Annotated in this window: 13 protein-coding genes; 2 read left to right on the forward strand and 11 right to left on the reverse strand. The window is 65.4% G+C overall.

What is annotated here, in order from left to right:
- Nucleotides 1-151: 151 nt before the first annotated feature.
- A complete protein-coding gene (gene lptF / locus NJF35_RS01100) occupies nucleotides 152-1,267 on the forward strand; it encodes an LPS export ABC transporter permease LptF (RefSeq protein ID WP_225787200.1) in 1,116 nt (371 codons plus the stop codon).
- Nucleotides 1,260-2,321 carry an LPS export ABC transporter permease LptG gene (lptG, locus tag NJF35_RS01105; RefSeq protein WP_225787201.1) on the forward strand — a complete coding sequence of 354 codons (1,062 nt, stop codon included), beginning with the start codon at nucleotides 1,260-1,262 and terminating at the stop codon, nucleotides 2,319-2,321. Before lptF ends, lptG begins: the two co-directional genes overlap by 8 nt.
- A gap of 118 nt (nucleotides 2,322-2,439) precedes the next feature.
- On the opposite strand, the gene NJF35_RS01110 is transcribed toward lptG, so the two are convergent.
- From NJF35_RS01110 to arcA, 11 genes are all read right to left on the reverse strand, one after another.
- Nucleotides 2,440-2,928, reverse strand: coding sequence for an RDD family protein (locus NJF35_RS01110; protein WP_225787202.1), 489 nt, complete (start codon nucleotides 2,926-2,928; stop codon nucleotides 2,440-2,442).
- Between the two features lie 90 nt (nucleotides 2,929-3,018).
- A complete protein-coding gene (locus NJF35_RS01115; RefSeq protein WP_225787203.1) occupies nucleotides 3,019-3,231 on the reverse strand; it encodes a cold-shock protein in 213 nt (70 codons plus the stop codon).
- A 346-nt stretch (nucleotides 3,232-3,577) separates the two neighbouring features.
- On the reverse strand, nucleotides 3,578-4,699 hold the full coding sequence (gcvT, locus tag NJF35_RS01120) for a glycine cleavage system aminomethyltransferase GcvT (RefSeq protein ID WP_253081730.1): 1,122 nt from the start codon (nucleotides 4,697-4,699) through the stop codon (nucleotides 3,578-3,580).
- 26 nt (nucleotides 4,700-4,725) lie between these two features.
- Complete coding sequence (locus tag NJF35_RS01125; RefSeq protein WP_253090594.1) at nucleotides 4,726-6,102, reverse strand: L-serine ammonia-lyase; 1,377 nt, start codon at nucleotides 6,100-6,102, stop codon at nucleotides 4,726-4,728.
- A gap of 135 nt (nucleotides 6,103-6,237) precedes the next feature.
- A complete protein-coding gene (gene gcvP / locus NJF35_RS01130) occupies nucleotides 6,238-9,093 on the reverse strand; it encodes an aminomethyl-transferring glycine dehydrogenase (RefSeq protein WP_225787206.1) in 2,856 nt (951 codons plus the stop codon).
- A 12-nt stretch (nucleotides 9,094-9,105) separates the two neighbouring features.
- The gene (gene gcvH, locus NJF35_RS01135; RefSeq protein ID WP_225787207.1) at nucleotides 9,106-9,489 is read right to left on the reverse strand and encodes a glycine cleavage system protein GcvH; all 384 of its coding nucleotides are present in this window, start codon (nucleotides 9,487-9,489) and stop codon (nucleotides 9,106-9,108) included.
- 279 nt (nucleotides 9,490-9,768) lie between these two features.
- Nucleotides 9,769-11,277, reverse strand: coding sequence for a sigma-54-dependent transcriptional regulator (locus NJF35_RS01140; protein ID WP_225787208.1), 1,509 nt, complete (start codon nucleotides 11,275-11,277; stop codon nucleotides 9,769-9,771).
- A 110-nt stretch (nucleotides 11,278-11,387) separates the two neighbouring features.
- The gene (locus NJF35_RS01145) at nucleotides 11,388-11,750 is read right to left on the reverse strand and encodes a DUF5064 family protein (protein WP_225787209.1); all 363 of its coding nucleotides are present in this window, start codon (nucleotides 11,748-11,750) and stop codon (nucleotides 11,388-11,390) included.
- A 56-nt stretch (nucleotides 11,751-11,806) separates the two neighbouring features.
- A complete protein-coding gene (gene arcC / locus NJF35_RS01150) occupies nucleotides 11,807-12,745 on the reverse strand; it encodes a carbamate kinase (protein WP_225787210.1) in 939 nt (312 codons plus the stop codon).
- An 89-nt stretch (nucleotides 12,746-12,834) separates the two neighbouring features.
- Entirely contained in the window at nucleotides 12,835-13,845 is a 1,011-nt protein-coding gene (locus NJF35_RS01155; protein WP_225787211.1) for an ornithine carbamoyltransferase, read from the reverse strand.
- Between the two features lie 69 nt (nucleotides 13,846-13,914).
- On the reverse strand, nucleotides 13,915-15,171 hold the full coding sequence (gene arcA, locus NJF35_RS01160; protein WP_225787212.1) for an arginine deiminase: 1,257 nt from the start codon (nucleotides 15,169-15,171) through the stop codon (nucleotides 13,915-13,917).
- Nucleotides 15,172-15,194: the final 23 nt, after the last annotated feature.

Consider the following 15,194-nt stretch of genomic DNA (forward strand, 5'->3'; position numbering starts at 1 on the left):
CCGTCATGCGCGGCCAAGTGACAGGCGCGGTCAATCACAGGATAATGCGCGCACTTCACATGCTGCTTCGCCGTCGGCGAACTGGCACGGGCCTTGGCTGTCCTAGGCCATTGTTTGGCTCTCCGCCCCTGACAACCCAGGAGTGTCTGGTTTGATCGTCTTTCGTTATCTGTCCCGCGAGGTCCTGCTGACCTTGAGCGCCGTCAGCGCCGTGCTGCTGGTGATCATCATGAGCGGGCGCTTCATCAAGTACCTGGCCCAGGCGGCCCAGGGCGTGCTCGATCCGAGCGTGCTGTTCCTGATCATGGGCTTCCGTCTGCCGGGCTTCCTGCAACTGATCCTGCCGCTGGGGCTGTTCCTCGGTATCCTCCTGGCCTACGGCCGGCTGTACCTGGAAAGCGAGATGACCGTGCTTTCGGCCACCGGCATGAGCCAGCAGCGCCTGCTCGCCCTGACCATGGCGCCGGCCGCGCTGGTCGCCTTGCTGGTGGCCTGGCTGAGCCTGGGCCTGGCGCCCCAGGGCGTGGCCCAGGTGCAGCAGATCATCAACCAGCAGGATGCCCTGACCGAGTTCGATACCCTGGTGCCCGGGCGCTTCCAGACCTTGCGCGACGGCTCACGGGTGACCTACACCGAGGAGCTGACGGACGACCGCGTCAACCTGGCCGGGGTGTTCATCTCCGAGAAACGCTTCAACCAGGACAAGACCAAGGACCGCGCGCCCTCCGTGCTGGTTGCCGAGAAGGGCCACCAGGAAGTGCAGGCCGACGGCAATCGCTACCTGATCCTGGAGAACGGCTACCGCTACGACGGCAACCCCGGCCAGGCCGACTACCGGGCGATCAAGTACGACACCTACGGCGTGCTGCTACCCAAGCCCGAGGTCAGCGAGGAAGTGACCGAGCGCGAAGCCATCCCGACCTGGCAACTGTTCGGGCACCAGGGCCTGCGCGAGCAGGCCGAGCTGCAGTGGCGGCTCTCCCTGCCGTTGCTGGTCTTCATCGTGACCCTGCTGGCGGTGCCGCTGGCCAAGGTCAATCCGCGCCAGGGCCGCTTCCTCAAGCTGCTGCCGGCGATCCTCCTGTACATGGCCTACCTGACGATGCTGATTTCCGTACGCGGCGCCCTGGAGAAGGGCAAGCTGCCGATCGCCCTGGGCATGTGGTGGGTACACGGCCTGTTCCTGCTGATCGGCCTGGGCCTGATGTACTGGGAGCCGCTGCGCCTCAAGCGCGCCGCCCGTCGTGCGGAGGTGGCCCATGGTTAAGCTGGATCGCTACATCGGCCAGAGCGTGCTGCTGGCCATCCTGGCGGTGCTGGGCATCATCCTCGGCCTGGCCTCGCTGTTCGCCTTCATCGACGAGATGGGCGACCTGAGCGATACCTATACGGTGCTGGATGCCGGCAACTTCGTGTTGCTCACCGCCCCGCGCCGGCTCTACGAGATGCTGCCAATGGCGGCGCTGATCGGTTGCCTGATCGGCCTGGGCAGCCTGGCCAGCAGCAGCGAGCTGACCATCATGCGCGCCGCCGGGGTGTCCATCGGGCGTATCGTCTGGGCGGTGATGAAGCCGATGCTGGTGCTGATGCTGGTCGGCCTGCTGATCGGCGAGTACGTGGCCCCGGTCACCGAGAACAAGGCCCAGGCCGACCGCTCACTGGCCCAGGGCGGCGGTGAGGCGCAGAGTTCCAAGCGCGGCATGTGGCACCGCCAGGGCGACGAGTTCGTGCACATCAACGCGGTGCAGCCCAATGGCCTGCTGCTGGGCGTGACCCGCTACCGCTTCGACGACGAGCGACGGATCGTCACCTCGAGCTTCGCCCGTCGGGCGCAGTACCAGGAAGACCACTGGATCCTCAGCGATGTCAGCACCACCTTCTTCCACGGCGACCGCACCGAGGTGGTGAAGGCGCCGCAGGAGCGCTGGGACGTCTCGGTGACGCCGCAGTTGCTCAATACCGTGATCCTGGCACCGGAGTCCCTGTCGATCACTGGCCTGTGGGACTACATCCACTACCTGTCCGAGCAGGGCCTGAACAACGCCCGCTACTGGCTGGCCTTCTGGACCAAGGTGCTGCAGCCGGTGGTCACGGCGGCGCTGGTGCTGATGGCGATTTCCTTCATCTTCGGCCCACTGCGCTCGGTCACCCTCGGCCAGCGGGTGTTCACCGGTGTGCTGGTGGGCTTCGTGTTCCGCATCGGCCAGGACTTGCTTGGGCCTTCGAGCCAGGTGTTCGGCTTCCCGCCGCTGCTGGCGGTGGTGATCCCGGCCGGGATCTGCGCGCTGGCCGGTGTGTGGTTGTTGCGCCGGGCGGGGTGATGGCCTGGGCTGCACAGAAAAGTCGACCCTAGCGTCGATGCCGGTCAGTCAAGCCTGGGGCTGCTTCGCAGCCCCAGATGCCATTCAAGCGGCTGGCACCGGGGACGTATCGGTAAGCTCATTTCTTCTGCTTGGGAATCCGCACCAGTTGCGTCTCGGAGTAGATGTCATGCCAGCTGCGCTTGCGCTTGTCGATCAACGACCAGAAGAACCCCAGTCCCAGGCACAGCCATGAGGCGATGGCCACGAGAAAGCGCAGCAGCGCCTGCCACAGGCTGATGGCGCTGCCGTCGGCGTTCTGCACCCGTACTCCCCACACCTGCATGCCCAGGGTCTGCCCGCCGTGGGTCCAGAACTTGGCGAAGAAACCGAACAGGGCGAACAGCAGGAGGGTCGACAGCAGCGGGTCACCGTCCAGGGCGCCAGCCTCGGTCAGCTCACGCATGCGTGCCTCGCCGATGATCGCCATCTGTACCATCTTGTAGAGGCCGGCAGTGACGATCAGCAGGGCGGTGCACAGCAAGAAGTCATAGAACATCGCGGCCAGGCGACGGCCCAGGCCGACCGGCGGGAAATCACCCTGGGGTTTGAGCAGAGGCTTGGACATGCAGGACGGCTCCGAGTGGCGAAGCCCACATTCTACGGACAAAAAAAAGCCCCTGCACTTGGCAGGGGCTTTTTCTGAAAAAGTCTGGGATCAGCCTTCAGCGCGGACCTTGTCGGCCTGCATGCCTTTCTGGCCCTGAACAGCTTCGAAGGAGACCTTCTGGCCTTCTTTCAGGCTCTTGAAGCCGTTACCTTCGATGGCGCGAAAGTGCACGAACAGATCCGGACCGCTTTCGGGGGTGATGAAGCCGTAACCTTTCTCGTCATTGAACCACTTGACGGTACCGTTCTGACGCTCAGCCATTGTCTTGTTTCCTATGAAGCTTAGTTTTTGATGACAGTTTTTTTCATATCCAAACGATATGAAAAAGTACCGGGCTGGGTTGCAGGAAAGTAAGAGACGTCGAACGGGTTGTAGCAGATTGCAGCTACTGGCCCAGGTCACGAACTGTTGCGACCCATGCAAACACAGTGCAGTGACTCTACGCTAACTCCGTCGACAAAAACAAGCCCTCCGGACCGCTGGAATTCAGGCTTTTTCCGATAACCGACAAAATTGTCGGAAACGGCATGGTGCCTGGCCTGGCGCCATGTTCAAAAGTTATTAGGCAGGTTCGAAAACGAATATGCCGAACCTGCCGTGGGAACAATCAACCGCGATAGTAACGTTGCGCGACAAAAGGCATTTTGCTGACTTTCAAGGCCACCTGCTTGCCCCGTACAACAGCAAACAAGGCGGTATCGAGCGCGGCATGTTCGCTATCGACATAACCCATGGCGACCGGTGCACCGAGCGTCGGACCGAAACCACCGCTGCACACCTTGCCGACCGGCTTGCCGTTCTGGTCGACGATCTCGGCACCTTCGCGTACCGGCGTGCGCTCCTGGGGCAGCAGGCCGACACGCTTGCGGGCGACACCTTGCTGCTGCTGGGCGAACACAGCTTGCGCGCCCGGGAAGCCGCCAGCGCGAGCGCCGTCGGCACGGCGCACCTTGGAGATGGCCCATAGCAGGCTGGCCTCCACTGGCGTGGTACGGGTGTCCATGTCGTGGCCGTACAGGCACAGGCCAGCTTCCAGGCGCAGCGAGTCACGTGCGCCCAGGCCGATCGGCTGTACTTCGGGTTCGGCCAGCAGGCGACGGGCGAGGGCTTCGGCGGCGCCGGCCGGCACCGAGATCTCGTAACCGTCTTCACCGGTGTAGCCCGAGCGGCTGACGTAGCAGTCTTCGCCCAGCAGGGTGACCGGGCGGAACTGCATGAAGGTCATGCCGGCCACCTCCGGTGCCAGGCGCTCGAGCACCTGGGCAGCCGCCGGGCCTTGCAGGGCGAGCAGCGCACGTTCTTCGAACAGCGGCTGGATGTCGCAACGCGAGCCGATGTGCTGGCGCAGGTGGGCCAGGTCCTGGTCCTTGCAGGCGGCGTTGACCACCAGGAACAGCTCGTCGTCGCCCAGGTTGGCGACCATCAGGTCGTCGAGGATCCCACCCTGTTCGTTGGTGAACATGGCATAGCGCTGCATGCCCAGCGGCAGGTCGACGATGTCCACCGGCACCAGGGTTTCCAGGGCCTGGGCGGCCTCGGCGCCACGCAGGCGGATCTGCCCCATGTGCGAGACGTCGAACAGGCCGGCCTGCTCGCGGGTGTGCAGGTGCTCCTTGAGCACGCCCAGCGGGTACTGCACCGGCATGTCGTAGCCGGCGAACGGCACCATGCGCGCGCCCAGTTCCAGGTGCAGGGCGTGCAGCGGGGTCTTGTGCAGTGTTTCGGACATCGGGGGCTCCTCAGGTAGTGTTCGGGTCAGCATTCGATGATGTTGACGGCCAGACCGCCACGGGCGGTCTCCTTGTACTTGCTTTTCATGTCGGCGCCGGTCTGGCGCATGGTGCGGATGACCTTGTCGAGCGACACGTAGTGCTGCCCGTCGCCGCGCAAGGCCATGCGCACCGCGTTGATGGCCTTGACCGAGCCCATGGCGTTGCGCTCGATGCAAGGCACCTGGAGCAGCCCGCCGATGGGGTCGCAGGTCAGGCCCAGGTTGTGTTCCATACCGATCTCGGCGGCGTTCTCGACTTGCTGCGGGGTACCGCCCATGACTTCGCACAGGGCTCCGGCGGCCATGGAGCAGGCTACGCCGACCTCGCCCTGGCAGCCGACCTCGGCACCGGAGATCGAGGCGTTTTCCTTGTAGAGGATGCCGATGGCCGCGGCGGTGAGCAGAAAGCGCACCACCCCGTCCTCGCTGGCACCGGGGACGAAGCGCATGTAGTAGTGCAGGACTGCCGGGACGATGCCGGCCGCGCCGTTGGTCGGGGCGGTGACCACCCGTCCGCCGTAGGCGTTCTCCTCGTTCACCGCCAGGGCATAGAGGTTGACCCAGTCGAGCACCGACAGGGCATCGCGCAGGCTGGCTTCCGGATGGCGGCTCAACTGGCGGTACAGGGTCGGTGCACGGCGCCTGACCTTCAGCCCGCCAGGTAGGATGCCTTCATGACGGCAGCCGGCCTCGACGCAGTCCTGCATGACCTGCCAGATACGCAGCAGGCCGGCACGGGTCTCGGCCTCTGGCCGCCAGGCGGCTTCGTTGGCCAGCATCACCTGGCTGAACGACAGCTGCTGCGCGGTGCAGTGGGCGAGCAACTCCTTGGCGGTCTTGAACGGATAGGCCAGCACGGTGGTGTCTTCGACGATGCGATCCTGCCCTGCGGCCTCTTCGTCGACCACGAAACCGCCGCCTACCGAGTAGTATTCGCGGCTGCGGATCTGCAACCCGGCGGCGTCGAAGGCGCGGAAGATCATGCCGTTGGGGTGGTAGTCCAGCGGCTTGCGGATCATCGCCAGGTGCTGCTTTTCGACGAAGGCGATCTCGTGCTCGCCGAGCAGCCGCAGGCGGCCGCTGTCGCGGATCGCTTGCAGGCGGGCAGGGATGGACTCGGTGTCGATGCTGTCCGGGTGCTCGCCCTCCAGGCCCAGCAGCACGGCCTTGTCGCTGCCGTGGCCCTTGCCGGTGGCGCCGAGGGAGCCGTACAGCTCGGCCTTGACGCTGGCGGTGCGGGCCAGCAGGCCTTCGCGGCGCAGCCCTTCGGCGAAACGCGCAGCAGCGCGCATCGGGCCGACGGTATGGGAGCTGGAGGGGCCGATGCCGATCTTGAACAGGTCGAAGACGCTCAATGACATGGTGACCTCCTACCAGGGTCGTCGGGATGACGGTGAACCTGTGGCGGCGGGCTTGCCCGCGAATGCGATGGTGGCTTCACCGACGCTTTCGCGGGCAAGCCCGCTGCCACAGGGTGGATGGCGAGCCTGGGGCTATCAGGCGTCCTGGTAGCTCTCGATCGACGGGCACGCGCAGACCAGGTTGCGGTCGCCGTACACGTTGTCGACCCGGCCGACGGGCGGCCAGTACTTGCCTTCCACCAGGCTCGGCAGTGGGTACACCGCCTGCTCGCGGCTGTAGCCGTGCGCCCATTCGCCGACCAGCTCCGCCGCCGTGTGCGGGGCGTTCTTCAGCGGGTTGTCGTCCTTGTCCAGGCTGCCGTTCTCCACGGCGCGGATTTCCTCGCGGATCTGGATCATCGCGTCGCAGAAACGGTCCAGTTCTTCCTTGGACTCGCTTTCGGTCGGTTCGATCATCAGCGTACCGGCTACCGGGAAGGACATGGTCGGGGCGTGGAAGCCGAAGTCGATCAGGCGCTTGGCCACGTCGTCGACGCTGATGCCGCTGGTGTCCTTGAGCGGGCGCAGGTCGAGGATGCACTCGTGGGCGACCAGGCCGTTGCCACCGGTGTACAAAACAGGATAGTGCTCTTCCAGGCGACGGGCGATGTAGTTGGCGTTGAGGATGGCCATCTGCGAAGCGCGCTTGAGGCCGGCGCCGCCCATCATGCGGATGTACATCCAGGTGATCGGCAGGATGCTGGCGCTGCCGAACGGTGCGGCACAGACCGCGCCCTCGGGGTTGGCCAGGGTCGCGTGGCCCGGCAGGAAGGGGGCCAGGTGCGACTTGACGCCGATCGGGCCGACGCCCGGGCCGCCACCGCCGTGGGGGATGCAGAAGGTCTTGTGCAGGTTCAGGTGCGACACGTCGCCGCCGAACTTGCCCGGTGCGCACAGGCCGACCATGGCGTTCATGTTGGCACCGTCGATGTACACCTGGCCGCCGTTGTCGTGGATGATCGCGCAGATCTCGCCGATCGCTTCCTCGAACACGCCGTGGGTCGACGGGTAGGTGATCATCAGCGCGGCGAGTTGCTCGCGGTGCTCGATGGCCTTGGCGCGCAGGTCGTCGACATCGACGTTGCCACGGGCGTCGCAGGCGGTGACCACCACGCGCATGCCGGCCATGTGCGCGGTCGCCGGGTTGGTGCCGTGGGCCGAGGAGGGGATCAGGCAGATGTTGCGATGGCCCTCGCCGCGGCTGCGGTGGTAGGCGCGGATCGCCAGCAGGCCGGCGTATTCGCCCTGGGAGCCGGCATTGGGCTGCAGCGACACGGCGTCATAGCCGGTGGCGGCGCAGAGCATGTCCTCCAGTTCGCGGGTCATCTGCAGGTAGCCCTGGCTCTGCTCGGCCGGGGCGAAGGGGTGCAGGTTGCCGAACTCGGCCCAGGTCACCGGGATCATCTCGCTGGCGGCGTTGAGCTTCATGGTGCACGAGCCCAGCGGGATCATGCTGCGGTCCAGGGCCAGGTCCTTGTCGGCCAGGCGGCGCAGGTAGCGCATCAGCTCGGTTTCGCTGTGGTAGCGGTTGAACACCGGGTGCGCGAGGATCGCCGACTGGCGCAGCAGGGCGGCCGGCAGGCGCGAGGCCGCGGTGGCGGCCAGGGCGGCGAAGTCCGGCAGGGCCTGGTCGCCGGCGAACAGTTGCCAGAGGGCCTCGACGTCGGCCTGGGTGCAGGTCTCGTCCAGGGACAGGCCCAGGTGCGTGGCGTCGACCTGGCGCAGGTTGACGCGCTGGGCGCGGGCTTTGTCGTGCAGGCTGGCGGTGGCATCGCCGGTGGCCAGGGTCAGGGTGTCGAAGCAGGCGCCGGTCACCACGTTGACGCCCAGTTGGCCGAGGCCGGCGGCGAGGATCGCGGTCAGGGCATGGGTGCGTTCGGCGATGCGCTTGAGGCCGGCCGGGCCGTGGTACACGGCGAACATGCTGGCGATGTTGGCCAGCAGCACCTGGGCGGTGCAAATGTTGCTGGTGGCTTTCTCGCGGCGGATGTGCTGTTCGCGGGTCTGCATGGCCAGGCGCAGGGCGGTCTTGCCGAAACGGTCGATCGACACGCCGACCAGGCGGCCCGGCATGTCGCGCTTGAAGGCGTCACGGGTGGCGAAGTAGGCCGCGTGCGGGCCGCCGAAGCCCAGCGGTACGCCGAAACGTTGGGCGCTGCCGATGGCCACGTCCGCATCGAACTCGCCGGGCGGGGTGAGCAGGGTCAGCGCCAGCAGGTCGGCGGCCACCGCTACCAGGGCGTTGGCGGCGTGGAAGCGTTGCACCAGCTCACGGTAGTCGAACACGTCGCCGTTGCTGGCCGGGTATTGCAGCAGGGCGCCGAAGAACGCGCTGACGTCGGTCAGTTCGCGCTCGTCGCCGACCACCACCTCGATGCCCAGGGGCTCGGCACGGGTGCGCAGCACGTCGAGGGTCTGCCGGTGGCAGTGGACGGAGGCGAAGAAGGCATGGCTGGCCTTGTTCTTCGACAGGCGCTTGCAGAAGGTCATGGCCTCGGCGGCGGCCGTGGCTTCGTCGAGCAAGGATGCGTTGGCGATCGGCAGGCCGGTCAGGTCGCTGACCAGGGTCTGGAAGTTCAGCAGCGCTTCCAGGCGGCCTTGGGAGATTTCCGGCTGGTAGGGGGTGTAGGCGGTGTACCAGGCCGGGTTTTCCAGCAGGTTGCGCAGGATCGGCGCCGGGGTATGGCAGTTGTAGTAGCCCTGGCCGATATAGCTCTTGAACAGCTGGTTCTGGCTGGCGATGGCCTTGAGGTCGGCGAGGGCATCGGCCTCGCTCTGGCCGTCGCTGGCGCCCAGCACGCTAGTGCCCTTGATGCTCTCGGGGATGACAGCGGCGGTCATGGCCTCCAGGGAATCGAAGCCCAGGGTGGCGAGCATGGCTTGCTCGTCGGCGCTGCGTGGGCCGATGTGACGGGCGATGAATTCGTTGGCGGTGCCGAGGTCGATGGTCATGGCGGCTTCTCCTCAGGCGTCGTCGTTGGCGTTGAGCAGGCGGTCGTAGGCGGCCTGGTCGAGCAGGCTGGCCACGGCGCTGGCGTCGGCGGGGACGAAGCGGAAGAACCAGCCTTCGCCCAGCGGGTCTTCGTTGACCAGCTCGGGGCTGGCGTCGAGCTGGTCGTTGACCGCGATCACTTCACCGGTCAGGGGCATGTAGACGCCGCTGGCGGCCTTCACCGATTCGACGGTGGAGGCTTCGGCACCTTTTTCGTAGTGCTGCAGTTCTGGCAGTTGCACGTAGACCACATCGCCCAGGGCGTTCTGGGCGTAGGCGGTGATGCCCACGGTGACGCTGCCGTCGGCCTCGACGCGCAGCCATTCGTGATCTTCGGTGAAACGCAACTCGCTCATGGAAATTCCTCGCAGGGGGCGTTGGGTGCGGTAGGTCCGCACTCTTGGTTGGAATTCCCTTAGCAATAATGCGGCCAGATGAGTCAATCGCTTATAAATCAATGGGTTGAGGGGATATTGGGAAAGTCCATGTTCCGCAGTCTGTAATGAAATCGCTACAGATGTTGGGCGATTGAAAAGCTGTGCTGGATCAAACCCTTGCGTAGCTGCATCTGCAAAGGCGTGTATCGATTTCATTACGATGTAATGAAATCGATACGAAGATGTTCCGTACCGTCATCAGCCCTTCGCCGGAATCCCGTACTTACGCAGGCGCTGGGCGATGGCGGTGTGCGAGGTCTGCAACCGGTTGGCCAACTGGCGAGTCGAAGGATGGCTCACGTACAGGCGCTGCAGCAGGTCGCGCTCGAAGGCCTGGACGGCTTGCTCCAGGCTGGCCACGTCACCATCCTGGCCACGCGCCACCGAGGTACCGGCGATGTCCAGGTCGCCGATGTCCACCAGGCTGCCATCGCAGATGGCGGCGGCGCGGAAGATCACGTTCTGCAATTGGCGTACGTTACCGGGCCAGGGGTTGGCCAGCAGCGCCGGGTGGGTGGCCGGTGCCAGGTGGCAGGGTGGGCGCTGGATCTGGGTGCAGGCCTGCTGCATGAAGACATGCGCCAGCAGGAGGATGTCCTGGCCACGTTCGCGCAGGGGCGGGACTTGCAGGTTAAGGACGTTGAGGCGATAGAACAGGTCTTCGCGGAACGTGCCTTCGGCGACCATGCGTTCCAGGTCGCGGTGGGTGGCGCTGATGATGCGCACGTCGACCTTGACCTCGCGGTCGCCACCGACCCGACGGAAGCTGCCGTCGTTGAGAAAACGCAGCAGCTTGGCCTGCAGGTAGGGCGACATCTCGCCGATCTCGTCGAGGAACACCGTGCCCTGGTTGGCCAGTTCCATCAAGCCTGGCTTACCACCCCGTTGCGCGCCGGTGAAGGCGCCCGGGGCGTAGCCGAACAGTTCGCTCTCGGCCAGGTTCTCCGGCAGTGCGGCGCAGTTCAGCGCGAGGAACGGCGCGGCATGGCGGCTGCTGGTGGCATGGCAGGCGCGGGCCACCAGCTCCTTGCCGGTACCGGTCTCGCCATGTACCAGCAGCGGTGCATCCAGGGCTGCCACGCGCAGGGCACGGGCCTTGAGGGTGCGGATCGCCGGGGAGTCGCCGAGCAGGGCATCGAAGCCTTCGGCGTGATCGTGGTGCAGGGCCGACAGGCGTTCGCCCATGCGGTGCGGCGGATAGAGGGTGAGCAGGCCGCCGGCGTTGGTGATCGGCGTGGCGTCGAGCAGCAGGCTCTGGCCGTTGAGCTGCATCTCGCGCATGGGCAGGTGGAAGTTGTTGTCCAGCAGGGCCTGGAGCAGCCCCGGGTCGCCAAACAGCTCGCCCACCGAGCGGCCGGCCGACTCGCGCCCGCACAGGGCGATCAGCGCCGGGTTGGCCAGCAACACCTTGCCGGCGCTGTCTACCGCCAGCACCGGGTCGCTCATGGCGGCGAGCAGGGCATCGAGCTGCAGGTGGCGACGCTGGCCGGGAAGGATGTCGACCACTTCCACCGACTGCACGCCCTGGACCTCGAACAGCGCATCGTGCAGTTCCTCGAGCACGGCGGGGCTCAAGGTCGGGGCGTCGATGTAGACGTTCGGCGGGACCATCTCCACGGCGTCGAGGTTGAGGTTGCGGGCACCGAGCAGGGCCAGGACTTCCTGGGTGATGCCGACGCGGTCGATGAAGCTGACGTGGATGCGCATTGGGGGAGCGGTAGCCGGGGATGGAGGCGGATAGCTTCAAGCTTCATGCTTCAAGCTGCAAGAGAAAAGCGAATCGCGCAGGTTCGGCAGTCTCTTGCAGCTTGCAGCTCCTATCCCAGGTGCTCGGGCTTGATGGGGTCTCCGGATTTCACGTCCAGTTGCGCCCGTACGTCCTCGAACATCAGGTCGTAGTACTTGTGCGACGAGCCGAGGCTACTGGCGTTTTTCGGGATGCCGTACTTTTCCGCCACCCGGGTGACATGGCGGGCGAAGTCGAAGGCCTGGTCCTTGGCCAGGAAGAACGTCTCGTCCATGTCCTTGCCCTGGATATTGCCGTGCATGCGGAACTGCATGCCCTTGCCTTCCTTGGGATCCTGCGCGACCTCGTAATCGATGCACAGGTTGTAGCTATGGTCATCCTTGGTCAGCGCATGGCGCTCGATATGCAGGTGACCGGGTTGGAACTGGGCCATGGCGCAATCCTCCGGAAAGTTGAAAACGGCGGGCGCCCCACGCCCGCCTACTGCACTCAACGGTAGCTGATGCCCGGCTTGGCGGTGGAGACGCGGGTGCCGGCGGTGCCCTTGACGATGTCCTGGATGTCCGACAGCGAACCGATCACCGCCACCTTGCCGGTGTGGCGCGCGAAGTCGCAGGCGGCCTGGACCTTCGGTCCCATGGAACCGGCGGCGAAGCCGAGCTTTTCCAGCTCGTCGGGGTGGGCTTCGGCGATGGCTTTCTGGGTGGGCTTGTTGTAGTCAATGTACGCCGCGTTCACGTCGGTGGCGATCACCAGAAGGTCGGCCTTGAGCTGCTCGGCCAGCAGTGCCGAGCACAGGTCCTTGTCGATCACCGCCTCGATGCCCTGGAGGAGGCGTTCGCCCTTGGCCGGGTCGTACATGGTGGGGATGCCGCCGCCGCCGGCGCAGATCACCACGGTGCCTTTCTCCAGCAGCCAGGTGATCGGCTTGATCTCGAAGATGCGCTTGGGCCTGGGGCTGGCCACGACGCGGCGGTACTTGTCGCCGTCGGGCTTGACCACCCAGCCTTTCTCCTCGGCCAGGCGCTGGGCTTCTTCCTTGCCATAGACCGGGCCGATGAACTTGGTCGGGTCCTGGAAGGCCGGGTCGTTGGCATCCACTTCCACCTGGGTGAGCAGGGTGGCGAACGGCACTTCGAACGGCAGCAGGTTGCCCAGCTCCTGTTCGATCATGTAGCCGATCATGCCTTCGGTTTCGGCACCGAGCACATCCAGCGGGTAAGCCTCGTCGGGTTTGTAGGCCTGGCCCTGGAGCGACAGCAGGCCGACCTGGGGACCGTTGCCGTGGGCGATGACCAGTTCGTTGCCGGCATGGATCTTGGCGATCTGCTCGGTGGCGATGCGGATATTGGCGCGCTGGTTGTCGGCGGTCATCGGTTCGCCGCGGCGCAACAGGGCGTTGCCGCCCAAAGCAACAACGATACGCATGGGGAATGTCCTTTAAACGGAAATGTGCTGATCGATGCTGAGCCTGTGGGAGGGAGCAGGCCCGCCTCCCACAGGGATCGCGCGTGGCGTTACAGGTCGGCCAGCGTCGATACCAGGATCGCCTTGATCGTGTGCATGCGGTTCTCCGCCTGCTCGAAGGCGATGCACGCCGGCGACTCGAACACGTCGTCGGTCACTTCGATGCCGTTGGCCAGGTTCGGGTACTGCTCGGCGATCTGCTTGCCGACCTTGGTCTCGGAGTTGTGGAAGGCCGGCAGGCAATGCATGAACTTGGTCCGCGGGTTGCCGGTGGACTTCATCAGTTCCTTGTTCACCTGGTAGGGCAGCAGCAGCTTGATGCGCTCGCCCCAGGCCTCGACCGGCTCGCCCATGGACACCCAGACGTCGGTGTGGACGAAGTCCACGCCCTGGACCGCGGCTTTCGGGTCTTCGGTGAGGGTGATGCGCGCACCGCTCTCTTCGGCGTATTGCTTGCAACGCTCGACCAGATCGTCATGCGGCCACAGCGCCTTGGGCGCGGCGATGCGCACGTCCATGCCGAGCTTGGCGCCGATCAGCAGCAGCGAGTTGCCCATGTTGTTGCGGGCATCGCCCAGGTAGGCGTAGCTGATGTCGTGCAGCGGCTTGTCGCTGTGCTCGCGCATGGTCAGCACGTCGGCGATCATCTGGGTCGGGTGGTATTCATCGGTCAGGCCGTTGAACACCGGCACGCCGGCGTACTTGGCCAGCTCCTCGACGATCTCTTGCTTGAAGCCCCGGTACTCGATGGCGTCGTACATGCGCCCGAGCACGCGGGCGGTGTCCTTCATGCTTTCCTTGTGGCCGATCTGCGAAGAATTGGGGTCGATGTAGGTGACGTTGGCGCCTTGGTCATAGGCGGCGACCTCGAAGGCGCAACGGGTGCGGGTGGAGGTCTTCTCGAAGATCAGGGCGATGTTGTTGCCTTTGAGGTGCTGCTGCTCGGTGCCGGTGTACTTGGCGCGCTTGAGGTCGCGGGAGAGGTCCAGCAGGTACTTCAACTCGCGGGTGGAGTGGTGCTCCAGGCTGAGCAGGTTGCGGTTGTGGATGTTGAACGCCATGACGGTTCTCCTTGGATTCGGGGTGTGTCCGGCTGCCGCCGCGTGGGGGCAGCCGGCAAGCGATGGTCGTTAGTAGTCGATCGGGTCGCGCACGATCGGGCAGGTCATGCAGTGGCCGCCGCCCCGGCCGCGGCCCAGCTCGCCGGCGCTGATGGTGATGACCTCGATACCGGCCTTGCGCAGCAGGGTGTTGGTATAGGTGTTGCGGTCGTAGCCGATGACCACGCCGGGCTCCACCGCCACCACGTTGTTGCCGTCATCCCACTGCTCGCGTTCGGCGGCGAAGCTGTTGCCGCCGGTCTCGACCACCCGCAGCTTGGCCAGGCCCAGTTGTTCGGCGACCACCTCGATGAACGTCTTGTTCTCGCGGCGCACGTCCATGCCATAGGGCCTGCTTTCGTCCGGCTGGATGATGAACGGCACGATCTCCCGGACCACTTCCGGGAAGACCGTGACCAGGTCGCGGTCGCAGAAGCTGAACACGGTGTCCAGGTGCATGGCGGCGCGGGACTTCGGCAGGCCGGCGACGATCACCTTCTGCGCCGCGCCCTTGGCGAACAGGTTCTGTGCCAGTTGGCCGATGGCCTGGCGCGAGGTGCGCTCGCCCATGCCGATCAGCACGATGCCCTTGCCGATCGGCATGACGTCGCCGCCTTCGAGGGTGGCCTGGCCGTGGTCCTTGTCCGGGTCTCCATACCAGACCTGGAAGTCGGCCTTGGTGAACTCGGGGTGGAACTTGTAGATGGCGGTGGTCAGCAGGGTTTCCTGACGACGCGCTGGCCAGTACATCGGGTTGAGCGTCACGCCGCCGTAGATCCAGCAGGTGGTGTCGCGGGTGAACTGGGTGTTGGGCAGCGGCGGCAGGATGAAGCTGGAGTGGCCCAGGTAGTCGTTGTACATCTTGATCACGCTGGCGCCTTCGCTCTCCGGCAGGTCCTGGCCGGCCACGCCGCCGATCAGGAACTCGGCCAGGTGGCGCGGCTCCAGGCCTTCCAGCCAGCTGCGCACTTCGTTGGTCAGGCCGACGCCGACGGTGTCAGCGGTGATCTTGCGGTCGAGGATCCACTTGAGCGCTTCCTTGTTCTGCACGATCTCGGTGAGCAGGTTGTGCATCTCCAGCACCTCGACGCCGCGCTCGCGCATCTTGGTGACGAAGTCGAAGTGGTCGCGCTTGGCCTGGTCGACCCAGATCACATCATCGAACAGCAGTTCGTCGCAGTTGCTCGGGGTCAGGCGCTTGTGCGCCAGGCCCGGGGCGCAGACCATCACCTTGCGCAGCTTGCCGGCTTCGGAGTGGACGCCGTATTGCACTTTTTCCGTGGACATGATTCATACCTCCAAGAATGCGA

The organism is Pseudomonas guariconensis (assembly GCF_024127895.1).
Lineage (GTDB): Bacteria > Pseudomonadota > Gammaproteobacteria > Pseudomonadales > Pseudomonadaceae > Aquipseudomonas > Aquipseudomonas guariconensis_B.

Excerpts from the sequence above, each read along its gene's own strand:
- NJF35_RS01155 (WP_225787211.1), bottom strand. The coding sequence starts at position 13,845 with ATGGCGTTCAACATCCACAACCGCAACCTGCTCAGCCTGGAGCACCAC.
- gcvP (WP_225787206.1), bottom strand. The coding sequence starts at position 9,093 with ATGACCATCGACCTCGGCACCGCCAACGAATTCATCGCCCGTCACATC.
- gcvT (WP_253081730.1), bottom strand. The coding sequence starts at position 4,699 with ATGTCCGAAACACTGCACAAGACCCCGCTGCACGCCCTGCACCTGGAA.
- arcA (WP_225787212.1), bottom strand. The coding sequence starts at position 15,171 with ATGTCCACGGAAAAAGTGCAATACGGCGTCCACTCCGAAGCCGGCAAG.
- arcC (WP_225787210.1), bottom strand. The coding sequence starts at position 12,745 with ATGCGTATCGTTGTTGCTTTGGGCGGCAACGCCCTGTTGCGCCGCGGC.
- NJF35_RS01125 (WP_253090594.1), bottom strand. The coding sequence starts at position 6,102 with ATGTCATTGAGCGTCTTCGACCTGTTCAAGATCGGCATCGGCCCCTCC.
- gcvH (WP_225787207.1), bottom strand. The coding sequence starts at position 9,489 with ATGAGCGAGTTGCGTTTCACCGAAGATCACGAATGGCTGCGCGTCGAG.
- NJF35_RS01115 (WP_225787203.1), bottom strand. The coding sequence starts at position 3,231 with ATGGCTGAGCGTCAGAACGGTACCGTCAAGTGGTTCAATGACGAGAAA.
- NJF35_RS01145 (WP_225787209.1), bottom strand. The coding sequence starts at position 11,750 with ATGGCCCAGTTCCAACCCGGTCACCTGCATATCGAGCGCCATGCGCTG.
- lptG (WP_225787201.1), top strand. The coding sequence starts at position 1,260 with ATGGTTAAGCTGGATCGCTACATCGGCCAGAGCGTGCTGCTGGCCATC.
- NJF35_RS01140 (WP_225787208.1), bottom strand. The coding sequence starts at position 11,277 with ATGCGCATCCACGTCAGCTTCATCGACCGCGTCGGCATCACCCAGGAA.
- NJF35_RS01110 (WP_225787202.1), bottom strand. The coding sequence starts at position 2,928 with ATGTCCAAGCCTCTGCTCAAACCCCAGGGTGATTTCCCGCCGGTCGGC.